We start from the raw sequence: 16,622 nt of genomic DNA, 5'->3' as shown, positions 1-16,622 counted from the left end.
CACAATAAATATATGTGGAAATTGACAGGTTTAGCAGTGGCAGTAGCCATGAGTTTTCTGACGGCTAACCAAGGGAAAGTTTACGCGGTAGCTCTTCCCAATGGTAGTTTTGAAAGTGGCAACTTTAACAACTGGACAACTATAGGTCAGACAACAGTTGAATCTGCCAGCTTTGGTATAGCACCTGCTAATGGAACTTACCAAGCCGTTTTAGAAACCCTCCAAGATGTCACAGGAATTAGTGCGAGTAATTTAGAAACTTTCTTAGAGTTATCTTCAGGTAGCTTAACTGATTTAGGAGTAGTTGAAGGTTCTGCTATCAAACGAGCCATTACTGTGAATGCTGGCGATCGCCTGACTTTTGATTGGAATTTTCTCACAGATCAAGTGCCAGCAGATCCAGATTATAATGATTTTGCTTTTGTAAGTCTTGGCAATATCAATCAACTGGCTAACACTAATTCTGTCAATAGCTTATCTTTTTCTCGTTTAGCGCAACAAACTGGATATAAATCTTACACTCACAAATTCACTACAGCCGGAACTTATACTTTAGGGTTTGGTGTAGTTGATATGGGGGATGATACAGTTAATTCAGCTTTAGTTCTGGATAATCTCCAAATAACTCCTGTTCCTGAACCGACAACAATATTTAGTAGTTTGATGGTTGTAGGTTTGGGTTCTGCTTTCAAAATCAAATTTGCTCACAAGCGGAAACCGAAAACAAAATAATTGATGAGTCCAGCTTTTTTGAGTGTTGCCGTGGCAGAATCTAGCTGACAAAAGTCTCAGCTGTGAACTGCTGCCATTCAACTCTCAAAAGCATTTATCTACTTGAATAACAGTGCATTGTTAATACCAACTATCAAATAACCAGACATGATGCTGAGAACAAGCACTTTGAGATTCGGGACTATTTTGGTAGTAAAATAATCAAACCCTGACTTAGTGAAGGTTTGGGGGTAAGATTTTCAAGGACATGAATTTGTCAAGTGATGAAAGAATTGGGTAATCAACAAATGGGGTTAGCTGGGGTAAGAATTATATTAGTAGAACCAGCAGGCCCGCTTAACGTAGGTGCAACAGCCCGTGTGATGAAGAATTTTGGACTAGAGCATCTAGTTTTAGTTAATCCCCAATGCGATCGCCTGTCAACAGAAGCGATGAGAATGGCAGTCCATGCCAAAGAAATTTTAGAATCGGCGGTAGTAGTCGATACATTACCCCAAGCCTTAACAGGATGCGTGAGTGCGATCGCCACAACAGGACGCGATCGCTATAATCAACTACCCCTAGAACAACCTAGAACCGCCTTACCTTCACTACTACAAGCCGCCAACCAACCCGCCGCCCTGATATTTGGCAGAGAAGACAGGGGACTGAGTAATGAAGAATTAAACTACGCCCAAAGATTTGTCCGCATCCCCTCCAGCCCCAACTATCCCTCGTTAAATTTAGCGTCTGCTGTTGGTATCTGCTGCTACGAACTCGCACAACCAGCCCAGATAGACGCAACTGCAACTATCACCACCACTGAACTAGCTCCCATAGAATTAGTAGAAGCATACTATCAGCAATTAGAATCATTACTCTTAAAAATTGGTTATCTGTATCCACATACAGCAAGCAGCCGGATGGAAAAATTCCGCCAACTATATAACCGCGCCCACCTGCAAACTCAGGAAGTAGCCATGTTGCGGGGAATATTACGTCAGGTAGAATGGGCAATTAACCAGCAAACTGAGCATTAAAGTCAGCAGCCGATAAGCCAAAGCGAAAAGTTCTGTAGCGTCAGTCTCGTAGTAATTGCCAGTAGAAGATTGACAGAATTATTGCCACAGTATTTAATATGGCATAAAGTAAACACAAAAATGCTACTAAGTAATAGTATTACACTGGGTACACTAGGATATATGGAAAAGAGTCTGGGGACTAGGGACGCATAGGCTAATAAAAGTTCCTTCTGCCTCCTGCCTCCTGCCTTAAACAACAATTAGAGTGGGTTACAAGGAGTAGCAGTGTCAGAGTCAAGTGACAAACTAAAAAATTTCTCGCGGCGACAACCTGTCAACCGTCGCCAACGTTTGCATAAAGTTGAAAAAGTAACATCAAAAAAACCAAAAGTTCCTAACCAGCAGCGTACCGCCAAAGGTTCGGTAGCAGTGACGCGCCTCAAACATCAGGTTATGCCTCCCCCAATGGCGGCTGGTGCTAGGAAGCCAAAACCAGGATTAGTCATGCCGACGGCGGTTAAACCCATACCCACCGTGACTAAGCCAGTGCCACCCTCTCGTGGAAATGTCAAGGGCAAAACAGTACGAGTGCAGAAACAGCCGTTGCCAAAAATGGTAAAACGAGTATCACGGAAAACCCGCTTAAAACCAATGGCGAGAGCCATACTATACATGATCAGGTTGTTGATTGTGGGAGTGGGCATTGGTGCGATCGTTGGTACATTCTTGTCCGTGTTAGATCCTGCAACTCGCATCCCTCCCACCACTTCCACAGCCGCAAATAACCCCAGAACTCAGTCCCCATCAACGGCAAACCTAGCAGCCGGCTTATACCTCACCCAAGAAATTACACCCTTGAAAAATGCCGTACAAGAATTGGCAGCAGCTAATGCCAATCTCAGGCCAGGGGTTTTCTTGGTAGATTTAGACACGGGCGGTTATGTAGATATCAATGGTGATAACAGTTTACCTGCGGCTAGCACCATTAAAGTACCAATTTTGATTGCCTTTTTCCAAGATGTTGATGCGGGGAAAATTCGCCTGGATGAAATACTGACAATGCAGCAGGATATGATTGCCGGTGGTTCGGGAAATATGCAATTCAAACCAGCCGGAACCCAGTATGCTGCTTTGGAAGTGGCTAAGAAGATGATTACCATTAGCGACAACACAGCAACTAATATGCTGATTGCTCGACTCGGTGGTATAGACGCAATCAATCAGCGTTTTCGCAGTTGGGGGTTAACAAACACAGCCATTCGTAATCTTCTACCAGACTTGTCAGGCACAAACACCACCAGTCCTAAAGAATTGGTGAATTTACTGACTTTGGTAAGTCAAGGCAAATTAGTCAGTATGCGATCGCGTGACCAAATACTTGATATTATGCGCCAAACAGAGCGAGATCATCTTTTACCCTCTGGTTTAGGAACAGGCGCAAGAGTATATCATAAAACTGGTGATATTGGTACTCTCCTGGCAGATGCAGGTTTAATAGACACTCCCACAGGCAAGCGTTACATAGCTGCTGTCATGGTACAACGTCCCAACAACGACCCCCGCGCCGAAAAACTCATTAGCTCAATTTCCCGCGCCGCTTACCAACAGTTGACTCAAAATCCTCCGACACCAAACAACACAACTAGCACCATATCCCCGACTAGCTATCAGCCGCCCATCATCACAGCACCAGCACCCGGTATACCTGTAGGCGGTTATCAATCCCCAGCGATCGCCCCTCCAGTGTCTCACAACATGGGTAGCACCCCTGCTGGTTTTCAGACTCCCATCATCAACCCACAATACTATCCCCCAAGATAAGGGATTGGGGACTGGAAAAAAATTTCTGTCATTAATTCTGGCTGAGTAGTTATACTTGGTTTAAACTGCTTTAATCTGAAAGCTACCCCAAACCGTAAAGAATTTTAAATTTTGTAGGCGTAAGCCTAGCCGTAGGCTATACGCGAACTTTGAACTTTGAATTTTGAATTTTGAACTTTGAATTTTTTATGACATCTACCAACCCATCCATTCAGTTTTTTACAGGTATTTTTGAAGAACTTAGTAACGTCAGCTTGCGCCGGGAAGTGCGGACAGGTAAACGTATCGTGGCGATGACATTCGACAAATTGAAAGCAATAGAAGGATTTAACAGCTTCACCAAACAATCCCTAAACGCCTTGCTATTAACTGATGAAGAAGGTGAAATTAGTGTAACACCTTCTTCCACACGCTTTATATTTGGCGGTGACGAAGGTGATGAACTACAAGGCGTAGAATGCAAATTTGAAATTGAGCGCGATGAGCATTGGGACAGATTCATGCGCTTTATGCACCGTTACGCAGATGCCAATGGTATGGAATACGGGGAAAAATGAGGAATGCAGGGGAAGCAGGGGAAGCAAACTAATGACTAATAACTAATGACTAATGACTAATAACTAATGACTAATGACTAATAACTAATAACTAATTAACATTTTTGATAACGCATTCCCGGTAGTTGTGAAACTAAACCCATCAATTCCAACTGTAATAAAGCACTGGAAACAGAACTAGCATTCATCCCTGTTTGTTGGACAAGTAAATCAAAATGTACAGTATCACAGGCGAACACATCCATTACCCGTTGCAATTCTGGCGATAAAATCGGCAAACTCAATTGTGCTGCCGTTGGTGATGGTGGAACTGTATCAATTTTTGGTATTGCTCCCAACATTTTTAACAGTTCGTCTATTTCTCTGAGAATTAAACCTGCACCTTGGTTGATTAATTTTAAACAGCCTTGGGATGGATAATCATCTAATCTTCCAGGGAGTGCATAAACATCTCTACCAAAATCATTAGCATAGGTAGCCGTAATTAACGCACCAGATTTAACAGGTGCTTCAATCACCAATATGGCACGACTTAAACCGGCGATAATCCGATTACGTTTAGGAAAGTGTGTCTTATTTGGTGGAGTTCTCGCCGGATACTCACTTACGACTAAACCAGCTAGCAAAATCTGTTGGTACAAATCCCGATTTTTGTGGGGATAGACAACATCTACACCAGTACCCAAAACGGCAATTGTTCTTCCACCAGCTTTGATAGCTGCACTATGACTGGCGGTGTCAATTCCCTCAGCCATCCCTGACACCACTGTAAAGCCATTTCTCGCCAAAGCTGCACTAATTAGGCAAGTCCACCGAATACCATAATCAGAAGGTTGGCGCGTTCCCACAATCCCCACTAACGGTTTTTTTCCCCAATTTTCTTGTAGTTCAACCTCACCCCGATAGTATAAAATCGGTGGTGGGCTGGGAGTTTCCAGTAGTAACCGGGGATAATCCGCATCGGCTGGTGTCCAGAAGTGGGGGTTTTCCTGTTGGTGCTGAATAATTAACTGTTCTGGATTGAGACGCGATCGCTGTTGTACTATTTTCTCCAAAGTTTGGAAACCAAAACCCTCAACCTCTCGCAATTCAGCCTTGGTAGCGTTCCAAGCTACGGCAAGCGTGCCGAAATGCTGCTGTAATCTTTGCAGTAAAACCGGGCCAATCCCAGAAATTTTTGACCACGCTAGCCAATATGCTCTTTCTTCGCTCACTTTTACATCCTCGCACCCATTGGGTTTATTATTCCCAAATTTGGGGACTGGGTACTGGGGATTGGTGACTGGGTAAAAGTTTTTCTGCCTCCGCTTCTTCCTACCCTCTCACCTCTTCGACTGAGTGTTTTTGCTTCAAATAAGCAAACACCGATTTATCACCAATATCAGGCGGAATGGCTTGCACTGCTTTTCGTAAGGCAAATACTAAAAATAAAATTGCCCAAGTTCCTAATAAAACTTGTTCCCATTGCGTTGGTAAAATCCCTACCAAATGCCCTAATAATAATAGTGGGACTATGACAGTTAAAACTTTAGTTTCTGCACGATTAAAACAAAACGCTTCCTTAAAATAAATGCCTGTTAAAGCTGCGAAAGTAAAACCAACACCAAATAAAGTTAGGGGTTGATTGTAGACAGTGACAGCAAAAGGTAGACTGTCAAAATGTCCGATAACAAAGGCGGAAATACTACCAATTATCCAAAAAGCTTGCAATATTCTGTGTAATGCTGTCATGTAAATATGTATTGTCAATAAACTCACACCCAGAGCTAAACTGAAACAAGTGTATAAAGGTGTGAGTGCTTGGATGGTGGTAGAATTACTCTGGAATAATACTAAACCCGTACCAATAGCAAAGCACAGAGCCGCTACCATTAACGCCGAACGATAGATAATTACACCTATGCGATCGCTCTGATTAATTGTAAACTCCCCAAACTGACCTTGATAAACTTCCGGTGCAGATATTGTTGGCGTAGTCATAAGCAATTCAAAATTCTCTCATTCAAAATTCAGAGTTCTACACAATAAATCTTCTTCCCTATTAATAGTTTAATCATGAATCACTTCTAGAGAATCTTGCAAATTTATCTGTAACTGCGACTGTGCATTACCACTATTGATAGCAATTTCTACCCAGCCATGACTACCAACTAAAGCGGCTGCTTCCCCACAGGCAACATCGCTGTAAGTTTCACAGCCAGGAATAATTAACTCGCCAGCTTGCACACACCATTTTTTACCTTGTACATAACTCCCTGGAATATTACTCACCAAGTTGCCAAAGTGATCTATATATTGAATACAACCTGCAACACCAGTTGTTGTAGAATGGCACAACTTGAGACTTAGCTGTGTTAAAGTTGCTGTGTCAATTGCTTGTCCTAACTCTTGCAGAGAAACACCACTGGCTAGATAAGCACCGACGGGTGCAAAAATATCTCTACCATGAAAAGTCTTACTAGGTTCAGGGGTGCGCCAATATTGGGGATTTGTCAACTCGACGGCGGCAATGGCTGGAGTTTGAGCTAATACGCCGCTAAATATACCATTATCTGGCCCTACTAAAAACCCACCTGCAAATTCTACCGCGATCGCCCGTCTTTGACTCCCCACTCCCGGATCTACCACCGCTATATGTACTGTTCCCTCTGGAAAGTAAGGATAAGCATTCATGAAGCAAAACCTAGCCGCCGCCAGATTTTGCGCTGGAATCTCATGCGTTAAGTCTACCACGCGCAATTTTGGGTTAATTTGGGCGATTACTCCTTTCATCACCCCTACATACACATCGCGATCGCCAAAATCGCTTAATAACGTCACGAGAGCCTGATTTTCCCACATACCTTAAAAGTAAAACTATATTAAATTAAATTTTTCTGTAACATAGACTACTAAAATTGTGCTATGTTAAGAAGAACAGACATAAAACTTACGCCAGTGTCACACTAAATATCTATATGTAGGGTGCGTCAGCCTGCATAAATAGAGCAAATAAACCTATTTTTGGCTTCTGACGCACCCTACTAATGTGGCAGTTGCGTAAGTCCTCAGACATAAACAGAAAAATTAGAGGTTAACCACTATGAGACAGAATCAACTCGGTGCTAGGAGTGCAGCAACAGATATACACAAAGAGAATATTAAAAGAAACATTGAGCATCGCTTGCAAGTAGCGAAATCTCGTGGTGACGAGAGGCTGATTCAGCAACTAGAAGCTGAAATGAGATATTTTGCCTAAATCAAGTTTTCATTGTTCATAGTGTTGTTGTGTGTACTCCCGCTACGGCGGGTTTTATTGTATCCATACATAGGCAAGTGTGATAAATTTTGCATTGCATGAACAGTTAAACTTGCCGTTGATGAGCCTCAATCTCAGACAGGCTAAATATAACTCACAATCTGCCATTTGCTAGATTTCACTCGCTTACTGAGTTAGGAAAATAACTAATATATGCACAAATAAACCAATAGAGCAGATGGAAGTTTGCATTCGCAAGACAGTAGAAATTTTGGAAAAAGTTCATCAATCAGAGTCTGCGCTAACACTGAAAAACGCAGCCTGTCGTTCAAAATTCTTGATTCATCCCAATTTCACCGCAAAAGTTTGTCTATTCTTGCATGGTTTCACCGCAGGGCCTTACCAATTTGAGCCACTTGGCAAAGCTTTTTTTCAAGCAGGATACAACGTTCTAATTCCCTTACAACCAGGACATGGACGCTCAGGTGACTGGAATCGCCAAAATCCCCCACCACTACCAACCGACATTCAAACTTACCAACAATTTGTGATCGAGTGGTTGGAAATTGCCAAAACCCTAGGTCAACAAGTCGTAATTGGAGGATTATCAACAGGTGGAACATTAGCAGCGTGGTTAGCTTTAGAGTATCCCCAACAAATTGAGTCCGCCTTATTATTCGCGCCTTATCTGGGTAGTCACTATTTCATAACTGATTGGCTAATCAAAACTCTACCAATTTATTTTGAATGGTTCAACAAAAATGCACCCGGCAATTTTGGTTATAACGGTTTTTGTGTGAAAGCATTACGAATATTTCTAGAATTAGGAGAAAAGCTGTTAAAACAAGCACCAAGCCGTTATTCTGCTCCTATATTAATAGTGTGTAGCGAGGCAGATAAGACTGTTAGCCGCTCGAAACAGCAGGATTTTTTGACAATGGTACTTAAGCAGCAACCAAAATCTTGGTATTACTGCTTTGATCATAGTTTAAAAATTAAACATCGCATGATGTCGAAATTAGAAGACAATAATTATGAAGAACTGCTAATTAGCCTTGCTAAAGCATTTGTTGCCAGTGATTTAACTTGGTTACAGTTTCAGCAAATAGCAAAGCGGATAGCTCAACAAGAGGCAGATGAGCAAATCAAGCAAGAATTAAATCTTGATACTCCAACTTTTCAACTACTTGCAGCAATGATGACTCAAGATTTTGGTTGTCATCATCTCAAATGTATCAATCCATGCCAATAATCCGCCACAGCATCAAGCTTTAATTTTGCGACTTTTTATAAATCAAAAATACTGAACCAATCGGGCCTGGATTTTCCACATAAATTTTATTGTCGTAATACAATCCAGGGGACATACCGCCATCAAATAATATGCCTTCTTGAATTGTGCCTAAACAATTATTTCGAGCAATACCTGTTAACACATCATCAAACTGGTGTGGTAATAATTCTTGGTTAATTGGAGAAAACTCAATAATAGAATTAGCCTTAAAATCATTCACTAACAGAATTACATAACCCTTATTAGTAATAGCCGCCATAGAGCGATTAGTCGCTTGCTTACAGGCAAATTCTCCCAAAGCATGACAAATATCTTTAAACTTACCTTGACTATAAAACCTACCATTGCCACCTACTAGATTGTAGTTGAGAATATTAGTATTTCTGCTGCCAATTTGGATTGTCGCCTGTCGCTGTTGCGGTTTACCTCCAGAAATCCCAAAGGAAGAACGCTTATTTTTAAACGCTCCTGAATAGTCTACGCCACGGGAAATATTTAAACCTTGTGGTTTGTTTGCAGTGTCTATATAGTCAGCGTTAATTGCTGCTATTGGTTTTTGTCCATTGAGTTGAGAGTTTTGCTCAGAAATCAATTCATGAAACTGTTTTGGTACGTAATTTCTCCGAATTTTACCTCTAGTATCTTGAGCGTAAATCTGATGAGATAACCCCACATTCACTTTAAAGTCTAACGCTGCTGACCTGGGATTAAAAATAATTACATGATTGATACCTTTGCTAAATTTTTCACCTTTATTATTAGTTTTAAAAAAATCAATACTAAATTTTGCATCTTCCCCAGGACAGGACTTTGTAGCTTTTGGTGTAGCTTTTGTTATAGTTTTTGCGGTAGCTTTTGGACTTGATTGTGCTTCTATCTTTTCACATCCAGATAATAAGCTAACGGTGGTGATCAGGAGAAATAAACCAGAGATTTTTTTAAGATACATAAAACATAAAAACCCGCTACAGCATGACTATAGCGGGGAATAATTCCAAATTTCAAGCCAAAATCATCTTGAATTTAAGATAGCCATTCTACAACAGCTTCTTCTTTGGTATTGGTATTACGAGATGGAGTTTCACGAGTAAACTTCATGTGAATTGAGCGTGTTTGCTCACCATCAGCCGCAACAGCCATAATTGGGTAGTCGATTAAACCATCTTGGAAGGACATTTGGAAGCGGAATGTACCATCGGGATTCAGCTTGATGGGACGACCGCCAATTGTTACGGTAGCATCAGGTTCAGTAGCACCGTAGACAATCAACTCAGCATCAGCAATTAACCAGAACTGACGAGGGCGCATTGGTACGGCGGAAGCGGAGAAGCCTACACCAGACATTCCCACACCGGACATTGTTAAGCCGGAAACGGTGGGAACAGCCCACATCCCTACACCAGAGGGGAAGACGTAGGAACTGATAGCTTGTTCGGGACGGACAGAACCGGGTACGTGCTGCATGGAACCGAACAGAGAACCAGCAACCCGTTGCGCTTCCGCAGATTCCGCCAAGCCAAAGATTTCGTCGTAGATGGGGTTCCCGTTGACTGCGACTGCGGCGGTTTTCTTGGCTGGGGGAACGAGTTCGTAAAAGGTTTTACCGCGTAAATCTTCCTCAAAGTTGACGGTGATGAAGACATCTTCAATCCAGTCAGAAGGATAAACAGGAGGAATATGGACGGTAGCAGAGCGAGCTAGTACCAACCAACGACCGTCAAAGGTACGATAACCGATATCAACTACATAATCGCGATCGCTCACTGGAATTGGTACATACCATTCCCTCGCTAGTTCATCCGCAGGATACTCTTGGATGCTGTGGGGACTTTGGTAATCAAGATTAACGTCGGTGACATCGTAAATCCTTAATGCTAGTTGCTGTCCCCCTTGACGACGCAACTCTTGTTTATGCTCGTTGGGAACATCCCAGTAAGCATAAGCCCACTGAGGATCACGCGGTAACAGCACAATCCGGCTCTCACCATAACCACCAGGTAAATCTGCCAATCCTGCATCAACATCAGCCAGGGAGCCACCAGTACGGTCTTCTTGACCTAATTCAAATTTTGCTGCTTCCACGGTTTCCTGAGCCTCCAGTGAACGAGATGGGGTAAGTGATGCTTTGTTTCTTTGGACTTCTTGAATTGCTGCTAGTAATTGTGATTTACGCATCCGGCTGTAGCGAGAGATGCTATACTCACTGGCAACTTTCCGTAATTGCCGTAGTGTCATCTCTTCTAGCGGTGGGCGTTCTTTCGCCATGTTTTTGGCCTCCAGTCGTGTGAAAAGTCAATGATTTCACTGGGTTAAAAAATGCTTGATTAAATTTCATTCGTCCCAGATGAATTTGTTATTCTTGACTCCTGGTTTTGCCCAGTGTGTTTTTGAGTTAATCGTTTGTTAAATGAGGATCACTCTTGTTCAGTTTCTTACTCATGCCAAAATTAGCACTTTGGAAGCAGAGGAGTGAGCTTTACTAAGTTTGTTAAGTGAATATTAACTATGAACCCTTGCTAGGGATCAAGGGGTGTCAACAGGGTTTTTTACCTATTTCACGCACTTATCAGCCCTTGTGGGATCAAAATGTCATGAAATCATAATATTTACCCTGGGAGCAAAGGCATTTGTGTCAACAATTCATGACATTTTGGCAGTCATGAGTCATGAGTCATTAGTTTTTCTCCTCTGCTGCCTCCGCTCCTCTGCCTCCCCTGCTCCCTCCGCTCCCCTCAACCAAACACCTGAATCCACACAGGCAGAACCAGGAGTAATAAAATCGTGGAGATGATAATGCTACTGACAATCAAATCACGGTTGAGATTGTACTCCTCCGCTAAAATCAAACCGGCAAAGGCTGAGGGCATTCCCGACATCAGAACCATTGCCAAGCGGCGATCGCCTGATAATCCCAAACACCAAGTTGTGAGCAAACCAACTAGCAGGGGTGTAATTACCACTTTGAGAACACTGGGGAGCAAGGCCAGTTGCAAGTTTTTCCACCTTTGCAGTTGAGCCAAACGCATCCCAGTCAACAGAAAAGCCGCCGCAATCACCACATCTACAGAAGCTTGGATTCCTGATTCTAGAACTTCTGGGAGTGGGATATTTTGGGTAAGCTTACCCATCACAAAACCCCACAAAGGCGGTACTGTCAACAGATCCCACAGTTGCATCCACCAGCGATTTTTAGATCGTGTATGACTAAAGTAACTGGCAATTAATACTCCTACCCCATAGGGGCCAATCACATTATGAGTGATGCTGTAAATAACAGCCCAGTTGAGCGCATCAACTTTGATTAAATAGGGTGCGATCGCTAAACCCACAAAACCAGTATTTCCTAACACAGCAGCCAGCAGAAAACTGCCTTTAGTGGCAGAGTCAAGCACAGGTTTAGAAACAGACTCCCCCAAATTCGCTTTGAAAAAGCGGGGGTTAAAATATTGCCATCCCCACCAAACCAGCCATGACACTATTAAACCCAGCAGCAATGCGCCTAAAGTTACTAACGAGGCTTGAATAGGAAAACCTTCTACACCACCCACTGGATGCTGATTGTCTTGACGAGCTAGTGCCACCAATTCCAACGGCACACCCACCCAGTAAAGACCACGACCTAAGAACTTTGGCAACCAATTCGGTAAAAATCTAAAAATTAATAACCCCAAACCCATCCACAGAATTAGGGGCGTATAAGCATGAACCAGAGATTCCGCCATGAATCTTAATAGGAATTTAACTCAAGAACCGTCTCAAGTACAAATGTGTTTGAGTCTTGACCAGAAGCTAGAAATCTAGCAGATCAATACTTTGGACTCTGAACTGGTGACTAGAGACAACAACTTGAGTTTAATTGATTACGATACAAAAATTTACACTTAATTTACAACGGCTGACATACCTTGAATCAGCCACACGCCTTCCCGCCGAATTAATTCATAGCGTACACGTAGGCTTTCGTCAGTATTCCTTCGCAGTCTGCCATTTTCGTAAAATCGGGTGGTTTCCCTGACCATAGCTCCCACGACTGCCCGATTGGGGTCTGTTTCAGATTTATTGATATATTCCACCTTGAGACTGTGGTCATACAGTCGATAGTGGTTTTGCGCTCTCACTTGTTGGGCAATTAACCGCCATTGTGACAAAGCAGAACCAGCTAAAATTTCATCTAAACCACCCAAATCATGATTAGGGCCTAGGGCTGCGGCTTTAGTAGATAGCCAAGTTTGAATCACGTCTCTGGCTGTGACTTCTGTTAGCACTCCCTCTGGTGGTTGTAATGTACTGTTACGGTCGGGAATATCGATTGGTGGTTCATTCAGTTGAATGGACAATTGTTCACCTTGCAAAACAGGTGCAGGGAAAAACCAATTTTTGATCACACCCACAGTTGTGGAGACTAACACCCAGAAAACTAATATCCCAGCCAAAGAAATAAATACTGTCGCCGCTAATCGGGCTTTCCGGTTGACAGTGCGTCTGGGATGTGAGCGAGTCCGTACTTGCTTGACACCATCACCGGGCTTCCGTCTTTTACGCTTAGTAGTTGGGCGTGCTACAGGGGCTTGAGAGGTGTGATTGACATGATGGGTGGCTCTAGCTGCACGTTCCATACCAGACAGCTTCACCTCCGGAGTTTCTGGTTGTGAGGTTCCAGTGTAAGGGGGTATGGGCGCAGTATTTTCTCTGGTTGGCGGAAAATGGGGAGATTCTACGCTGTTGTAGTTGGGAGTTGTTGGTAATTCTTGGTCATCCGTGCGGTTATGATAAACCTGCCGATTTCTCCCACTGGGATGATTTTGATGCAACGGTTGCGGAAAGGACTGGCGATTAATCACCTTCCATTCCTGGGTTGTTTCTGCATCATTAGGTAAAGCTTCTAGGTAAGCTTGTACTTGCGGGTTAGCAAAATAATCTTTTAGGGATGCTTTCTGCCCAGCTAAGTCGCGAAAATGGGGGAAGACTTCAGTTTGTAACCATTGTTCGGTATAAACGCACAAACCCGGCAACAAATCCGGTGAATCTTGAGATTTTTCCCGAATCAAAGCTAAAGTCTCGTATTCCTGGCTGAGTTCTAAAACACGGGTGGCTTCTTCAGTTTGACCCAGTAACAGCGCACATAGGGACTGTTCTAAATGTACATCTTGCCGCTTGGCCAAACGCGTCAACATTTGCTTGGCGTGACGAATCAAAGCGGGTTGACGGTGGGTAAATCCCCGTGCAATGGAGGCGTAGACAGCCAAGTAGGTAGCAACAGCCGAAGGACGCTTACTTTCCCCTTCAAATAGCTTATGTTGTTCAGCAACCGTTAAGTATTTGCGTAGTTGCTGGATAAATCGGAGAAAATCATCAATGTTTAAACCGGATTGATCATTGCCATTGCCATCAATACCACCACGATCATCAAGGATACTTTGTAGTAGTTCCAAACCTTGATGGCGATCGCCAGTTTGTTCTTGAGGTAGTGCCAGTAATTCTAAAATCCGATAAGGGCGTAACTTATAGAGATCAGCCTGAATTTCCGCCTGTACGCTGGTAAACATACCTTCACGAGAGAGCATATCCAGCCCGGCTGCCAAAGACATAGCAGCATTTTCATAATGACCTTGTTGCCATTGCTCACGCCCTAATTCTAAACAAGCCAGAGCAACAGTCAGCAGAATGTCTGAACGTTCAGTATTGTCGAGATACCCTTCCGAGACGAAAGGATTAGCTATTTTGGTTGTTGCTACTCCATTTTGATTACCCAGGTAGTTACGACCAAGTTTTAGTACCAGTTCGTATTCTCCTAGCTCTTGCAGGATTAATAAAGCACCAACTAACTTCTCAGAGGCAATATCGATACTGAGATTTTGCGCCTCAAAATGACCATGACTGCCATTGTTGCCATCTGGGCGATTTTCCACTGCTACTTGAGTAGTAGCGGTACTGTCCGGATCATAGGCGTGAGCAAGATACAGCTGGTCGTAACTCCTACGTTCTTTTGGATCTGATAAAACCACGTAAGCTTCTTCTATAAGTTGTTTCCGGGAAGCAATTGCTGCATCAGAATATTCCCGTCGCGGCAGTTGTACAATGCGATCGCTATATGCTTGCCGCAATTGCTCATAACTTGCCGCTAACGGTAGTCCTAAAATTCGGTAGTAATCAAGCGGAATTCGCACAGCCTACTTCCCCTGCACCGTAATCAACATAATTCACCTAGAGCATCCAGGCGTGTAAAACCGTGCCATAATCTTACAGTGAATAATACCGTGCCGGACTTACACTATAAGTGTCTATTACAACAATTAGTCTTGTTGCTTCCCAAAATGTGTGTCACATTTTAGTCCCAACTTTTGAGTTTCGCCTAGAAAGTTTTGATAATTTGTTTTAATTCTTAGTATTTTTCCTGGCGATAGATGGTATCAGTTTTCGAGCCTGTCCAACTTAACTACTTTAGTTTAGTAGTACAAGTTTTATGCTCACTACAAGTTAAACTTAACTTCCTTTCAGATAAATTTCTGAATACGGTATTAAAGATACACTGTTTCTTAGGATAAGGGCTGCCCGAATAAAAATCAATATATTATCATAATAAAAATCTTGTTGCAACTATATAATTATATAATTCTAATAAATACTTTTCGCCACAATTTTCTCTAAATTGTTCATGGCTATGCAGAAACCAAGCTATCCTAAGTGATAGCATCAGCACTGAAATAGGAAGTAAGAAGCATCAGAAAAAGATTTTAGCTATGAGGGTGAGCTAATCATATATAAATTCGGTAAAAGCGGTAAATTCATTCATTTCTTCTTAAACTTCCCTAAAATTCGGTTTGGTGCATAAAGAGTAGTTGTTGGAGCTAGCAAAACTCCACTGAGAAACAGCAAAATTGCTCAGAGAACAACCTATTTAAAATGGTAAATTTCGATTTGAGGACAGGAATACTAAAAAATAATGGTTCAAGAACGTACATTGCCGAAATTTGATCCAGCCACAGCCCAGATTACAAAAGAAGAAGGGTTAGTGTTATATGAAGACATGATTTTAGGCCGCTTCTTTGAAGACAAGTGTGCCGAAATGTATTACAGAGGCAAAATGTTTGGTTTTGTCCACCTGTATAACGGACAAGAAGCAGTTTCCACCGGTGTAATTAAAGCCATGCGCCCCGGTGAAGATTTTGTCAGCAGCACCTACCGCGACCACGTTCATGCGCTGAGTGCGGGAGTACCAGCTAGAGAAGTGATGGCAGAATTATTTGGCAAAGCCACCGGTTGCAGTAAAGGCCGGGGTGGTTCCATGCACATGTTTTCTGCTGAACATCGCTTGCTGGGTGGCTATGCTTTCGTCGCCGAAGGAATTCCCGTGGCAGCTGGTGCAGCGTTTCAAAGTAAATATCGCCGGGAAGTTTTGGGAGATGCCAACGCCGACCAAGTAACAGCTTGCTTCTTTGGTGATGGTGCTGCCAACAACGGGCAATTTTTTGAAACCTTGAATATGGCAGCCCTCTGGAAATTGCCGATTATTTTTGTCGTAGAAAATAATAAATGGGCGATTGGTATGGCTCACGATCGCGCCACCTCTGACCCAGAGATTTACAAAAAAGCCAGCGTATTTAACATGGTGGGCGTAGAAGTAGACGGCATGGATGTATTAGCAGTCCGAGCCGTAGCCCAAGAAGCAGTCGCCCGCGCCCGTGCTGGAGAAGGGCCGACCTTAATCGAAGCCCTCACCTACCGCTTCCGGGGTCACTCCTTAGCAGACCCAGACGAACTGCGGAGCAAAGCCGAAAAAGAATTTTGGTTTTCCCGCGACCCCATCAAAAAACTAGGTGCTTACCTGATAGAAAACAACCTAGCAGATGAGGCAGAACTCAAAGCCATTGAGCGCAAAATTCAGGCAGAAATCGACGAAGCCGTAAAATTCGCCGAAAGCAGCCCTGAACCAGACCCCAGCGAATTGTATCGCTTTATATTTGCCGAAGACGAGTAAA

General features: G+C 43.0%; 14 protein-coding genes. 7 read left to right on the top strand and 7 right to left on the bottom strand.

Features of this window, described 5'->3' with window-relative positions:
• Window positions 1-12 precede the first annotated feature (12 nt).
• The 4 genes from AACS98_RS20895 to psb28 all read left to right on the top strand — a co-directional run bounded on the left by AACS98_RS20895 (window position 13) and on the right by psb28 (window position 4,111).
• Complete coding sequence (locus AACS98_RS20895; protein WP_066383572.1) at window positions 13-732, top strand: hypothetical protein; 720 nt, start codon at window positions 13-15, stop codon at window positions 730-732.
• 287 nt (window positions 733-1,019) lie between these two features.
• Window positions 1,020-1,751, top strand: a complete 732-nt coding sequence (locus AACS98_RS20890; RefSeq protein WP_066383588.1) for an RNA methyltransferase — start codon at window positions 1,020-1,022, stop codon at window positions 1,749-1,751.
• A gap of 267 nt (window positions 1,752-2,018) precedes the next feature.
• Window positions 2,019-3,554: a serine hydrolase gene (locus tag AACS98_RS20885; RefSeq protein WP_066383570.1), complete on the top strand. Its 1,536-nt coding sequence runs from the start codon at window positions 2,019-2,021 to the stop codon at window positions 3,552-3,554.
• A 188-nt stretch (window positions 3,555-3,742) separates the two neighbouring features.
• The gene (gene psb28 / locus AACS98_RS20880) at window positions 3,743-4,111 is read left to right on the top strand and encodes a photosystem II reaction center protein Psb28 (RefSeq protein WP_066383568.1); all 369 of its coding nucleotides are present in this window, start codon (window positions 3,743-3,745) and stop codon (window positions 4,109-4,111) included.
• A gap of 95 nt (window positions 4,112-4,206) precedes the next feature.
• On the opposite strand, the gene dprA is transcribed toward psb28, so the two are convergent.
• From dprA to AACS98_RS20865, 3 genes are all read right to left on the bottom strand, one after another.
• Window positions 4,207-5,325 (bottom strand): DNA-processing protein DprA, encoded by a 1,119-nt coding sequence (gene dprA / locus AACS98_RS20875; protein WP_066383565.1) that lies wholly within the window; start codon window positions 5,323-5,325, stop codon window positions 4,207-4,209.
• A gap of 100 nt (window positions 5,326-5,425) precedes the next feature.
• Window positions 5,426-6,091 carry a DUF2301 domain-containing membrane protein gene (locus AACS98_RS20870; RefSeq protein ID WP_066383562.1) on the bottom strand — a complete coding sequence of 222 codons (666 nt, stop codon included), beginning with the start codon at window positions 6,089-6,091 and terminating at the stop codon, window positions 5,426-5,428.
• Between the two features lie 69 nt (window positions 6,092-6,160).
• Window positions 6,161-6,952 (bottom strand): SAM hydrolase/SAM-dependent halogenase family protein, encoded by a 792-nt coding sequence (locus AACS98_RS20865; protein ID WP_066383560.1) that lies wholly within the window; start codon window positions 6,950-6,952, stop codon window positions 6,161-6,163.
• Window positions 6,953-7,193: 241 nt separating this feature from the next.
• Here AACS98_RS20865 and pirA point away from each other — a divergent pair, with 241 nt between their 5' ends.
• Together pirA and AACS98_RS20855 are read left to right on the top strand one after the other, a co-directional pair.
• Complete coding sequence (gene pirA, locus AACS98_RS20860; protein ID WP_197480190.1) at window positions 7,194-7,349, top strand: arginine synthesis PII-interacting regulator PirA; 156 nt, start codon at window positions 7,194-7,196, stop codon at window positions 7,347-7,349.
• 238 nt (window positions 7,350-7,587) lie between these two features.
• Window positions 7,588-8,601, top strand: coding sequence for an alpha/beta hydrolase (locus tag AACS98_RS20855; RefSeq protein ID WP_066383554.1), 1,014 nt, complete (start codon window positions 7,588-7,590; stop codon window positions 8,599-8,601).
• A 19-nt stretch (window positions 8,602-8,620) separates the two neighbouring features.
• Here AACS98_RS20855 and AACS98_RS20850 read toward each other — a convergent pair whose 3' ends face one another.
• The 4 genes from AACS98_RS20850 to AACS98_RS20835 form a co-directional block, all read right to left on the bottom strand.
• Window positions 8,621-9,592 (bottom strand): phosphodiester glycosidase family protein, encoded by a 972-nt coding sequence (locus AACS98_RS20850; RefSeq protein WP_066383544.1) that lies wholly within the window; start codon window positions 9,590-9,592, stop codon window positions 8,621-8,623.
• Between the two features lie 74 nt (window positions 9,593-9,666).
• Window positions 9,667-10,908 (bottom strand): DUF4912 domain-containing protein, encoded by a 1,242-nt coding sequence (locus AACS98_RS20845; protein ID WP_066383542.1) that lies wholly within the window; start codon window positions 10,906-10,908, stop codon window positions 9,667-9,669.
• A 467-nt stretch (window positions 10,909-11,375) separates the two neighbouring features.
• On the bottom strand, window positions 11,376-12,365 hold the full coding sequence (locus AACS98_RS20840; protein WP_066383540.1) for an AEC family transporter: 990 nt from the start codon (window positions 12,363-12,365) through the stop codon (window positions 11,376-11,378).
• 159 nt (window positions 12,366-12,524) lie between these two features.
• The gene (locus AACS98_RS20835; RefSeq protein WP_066383539.1) at window positions 12,525-14,810 is read right to left on the bottom strand and encodes an IMS domain-containing protein; all 2,286 of its coding nucleotides are present in this window, start codon (window positions 14,808-14,810) and stop codon (window positions 12,525-12,527) included.
• A gap of 776 nt (window positions 14,811-15,586) precedes the next feature.
• Here AACS98_RS20835 and pdhA point away from each other — a divergent pair.
• Window positions 15,587-16,621, top strand: coding sequence for a pyruvate dehydrogenase (acetyl-transferring) E1 component subunit alpha (pdhA, locus tag AACS98_RS20830; protein ID WP_066383537.1), 1,035 nt, complete (start codon window positions 15,587-15,589; stop codon window positions 16,619-16,621).
• The last annotated feature ends 1 nt before the right edge of the window (window position 16,622 follow it).

This window comes from Anabaena sp. CA = ATCC 33047 (assembly GCF_963870205.1).
In the GTDB taxonomy this organism is placed as follows: domain Bacteria; phylum Cyanobacteriota; class Cyanobacteriia; order Cyanobacteriales; family Nostocaceae; genus Trichormus.
Note: the sequence above shows the minus strand (reverse complement) of the source record. Positions and strands in the feature narration are given on the sequence as shown.

What these genes read in the sequence shown, in the direction of transcription:
- AACS98_RS20895 (WP_066383572.1), top strand. Translation starts at nt 13, where the DNA reads ATGTGGAAATTGACAGGTTTAGCAGTGGCAGTAGCCATGAGTTTTCTG.
- AACS98_RS20890 (WP_066383588.1), top strand. Translation starts at nt 1,020, where the DNA reads ATGGGGTTAGCTGGGGTAAGAATTATATTAGTAGAACCAGCAGGCCCG.
- psb28 (WP_066383568.1), top strand. Translation starts at nt 3,743, where the DNA reads ATGACATCTACCAACCCATCCATTCAGTTTTTTACAGGTATTTTTGAA.
- AACS98_RS20870 (WP_066383562.1), bottom strand. Translation starts at nt 6,091, where the DNA reads ATGACTACGCCAACAATATCTGCACCGGAAGTTTATCAAGGTCAGTTT.
- AACS98_RS20865 (WP_066383560.1), bottom strand. Translation starts at nt 6,952, where the DNA reads ATGTGGGAAAATCAGGCTCTCGTGACGTTATTAAGCGATTTTGGCGAT.
- pirA (WP_197480190.1), top strand. Translation starts at nt 7,194, where the DNA reads ATGAGACAGAATCAACTCGGTGCTAGGAGTGCAGCAACAGATATACAC.
- AACS98_RS20855 (WP_066383554.1), top strand. Translation starts at nt 7,588, where the DNA reads ATGGAAGTTTGCATTCGCAAGACAGTAGAAATTTTGGAAAAAGTTCAT.
- AACS98_RS20850 (WP_066383544.1), bottom strand. Translation starts at nt 9,592, where the DNA reads ATGTATCTTAAAAAAATCTCTGGTTTATTTCTCCTGATCACCACCGTT.
- AACS98_RS20845 (WP_066383542.1), bottom strand. Translation starts at nt 10,908, where the DNA reads ATGGCGAAAGAACGCCCACCGCTAGAAGAGATGACACTACGGCAATTA.
- AACS98_RS20840 (WP_066383540.1), bottom strand. Translation starts at nt 12,365, where the DNA reads ATGGCGGAATCTCTGGTTCATGCTTATACGCCCCTAATTCTGTGGATG.
- pdhA (WP_066383537.1), top strand. Translation starts at nt 15,587, where the DNA reads ATGGTTCAAGAACGTACATTGCCGAAATTTGATCCAGCCACAGCCCAG.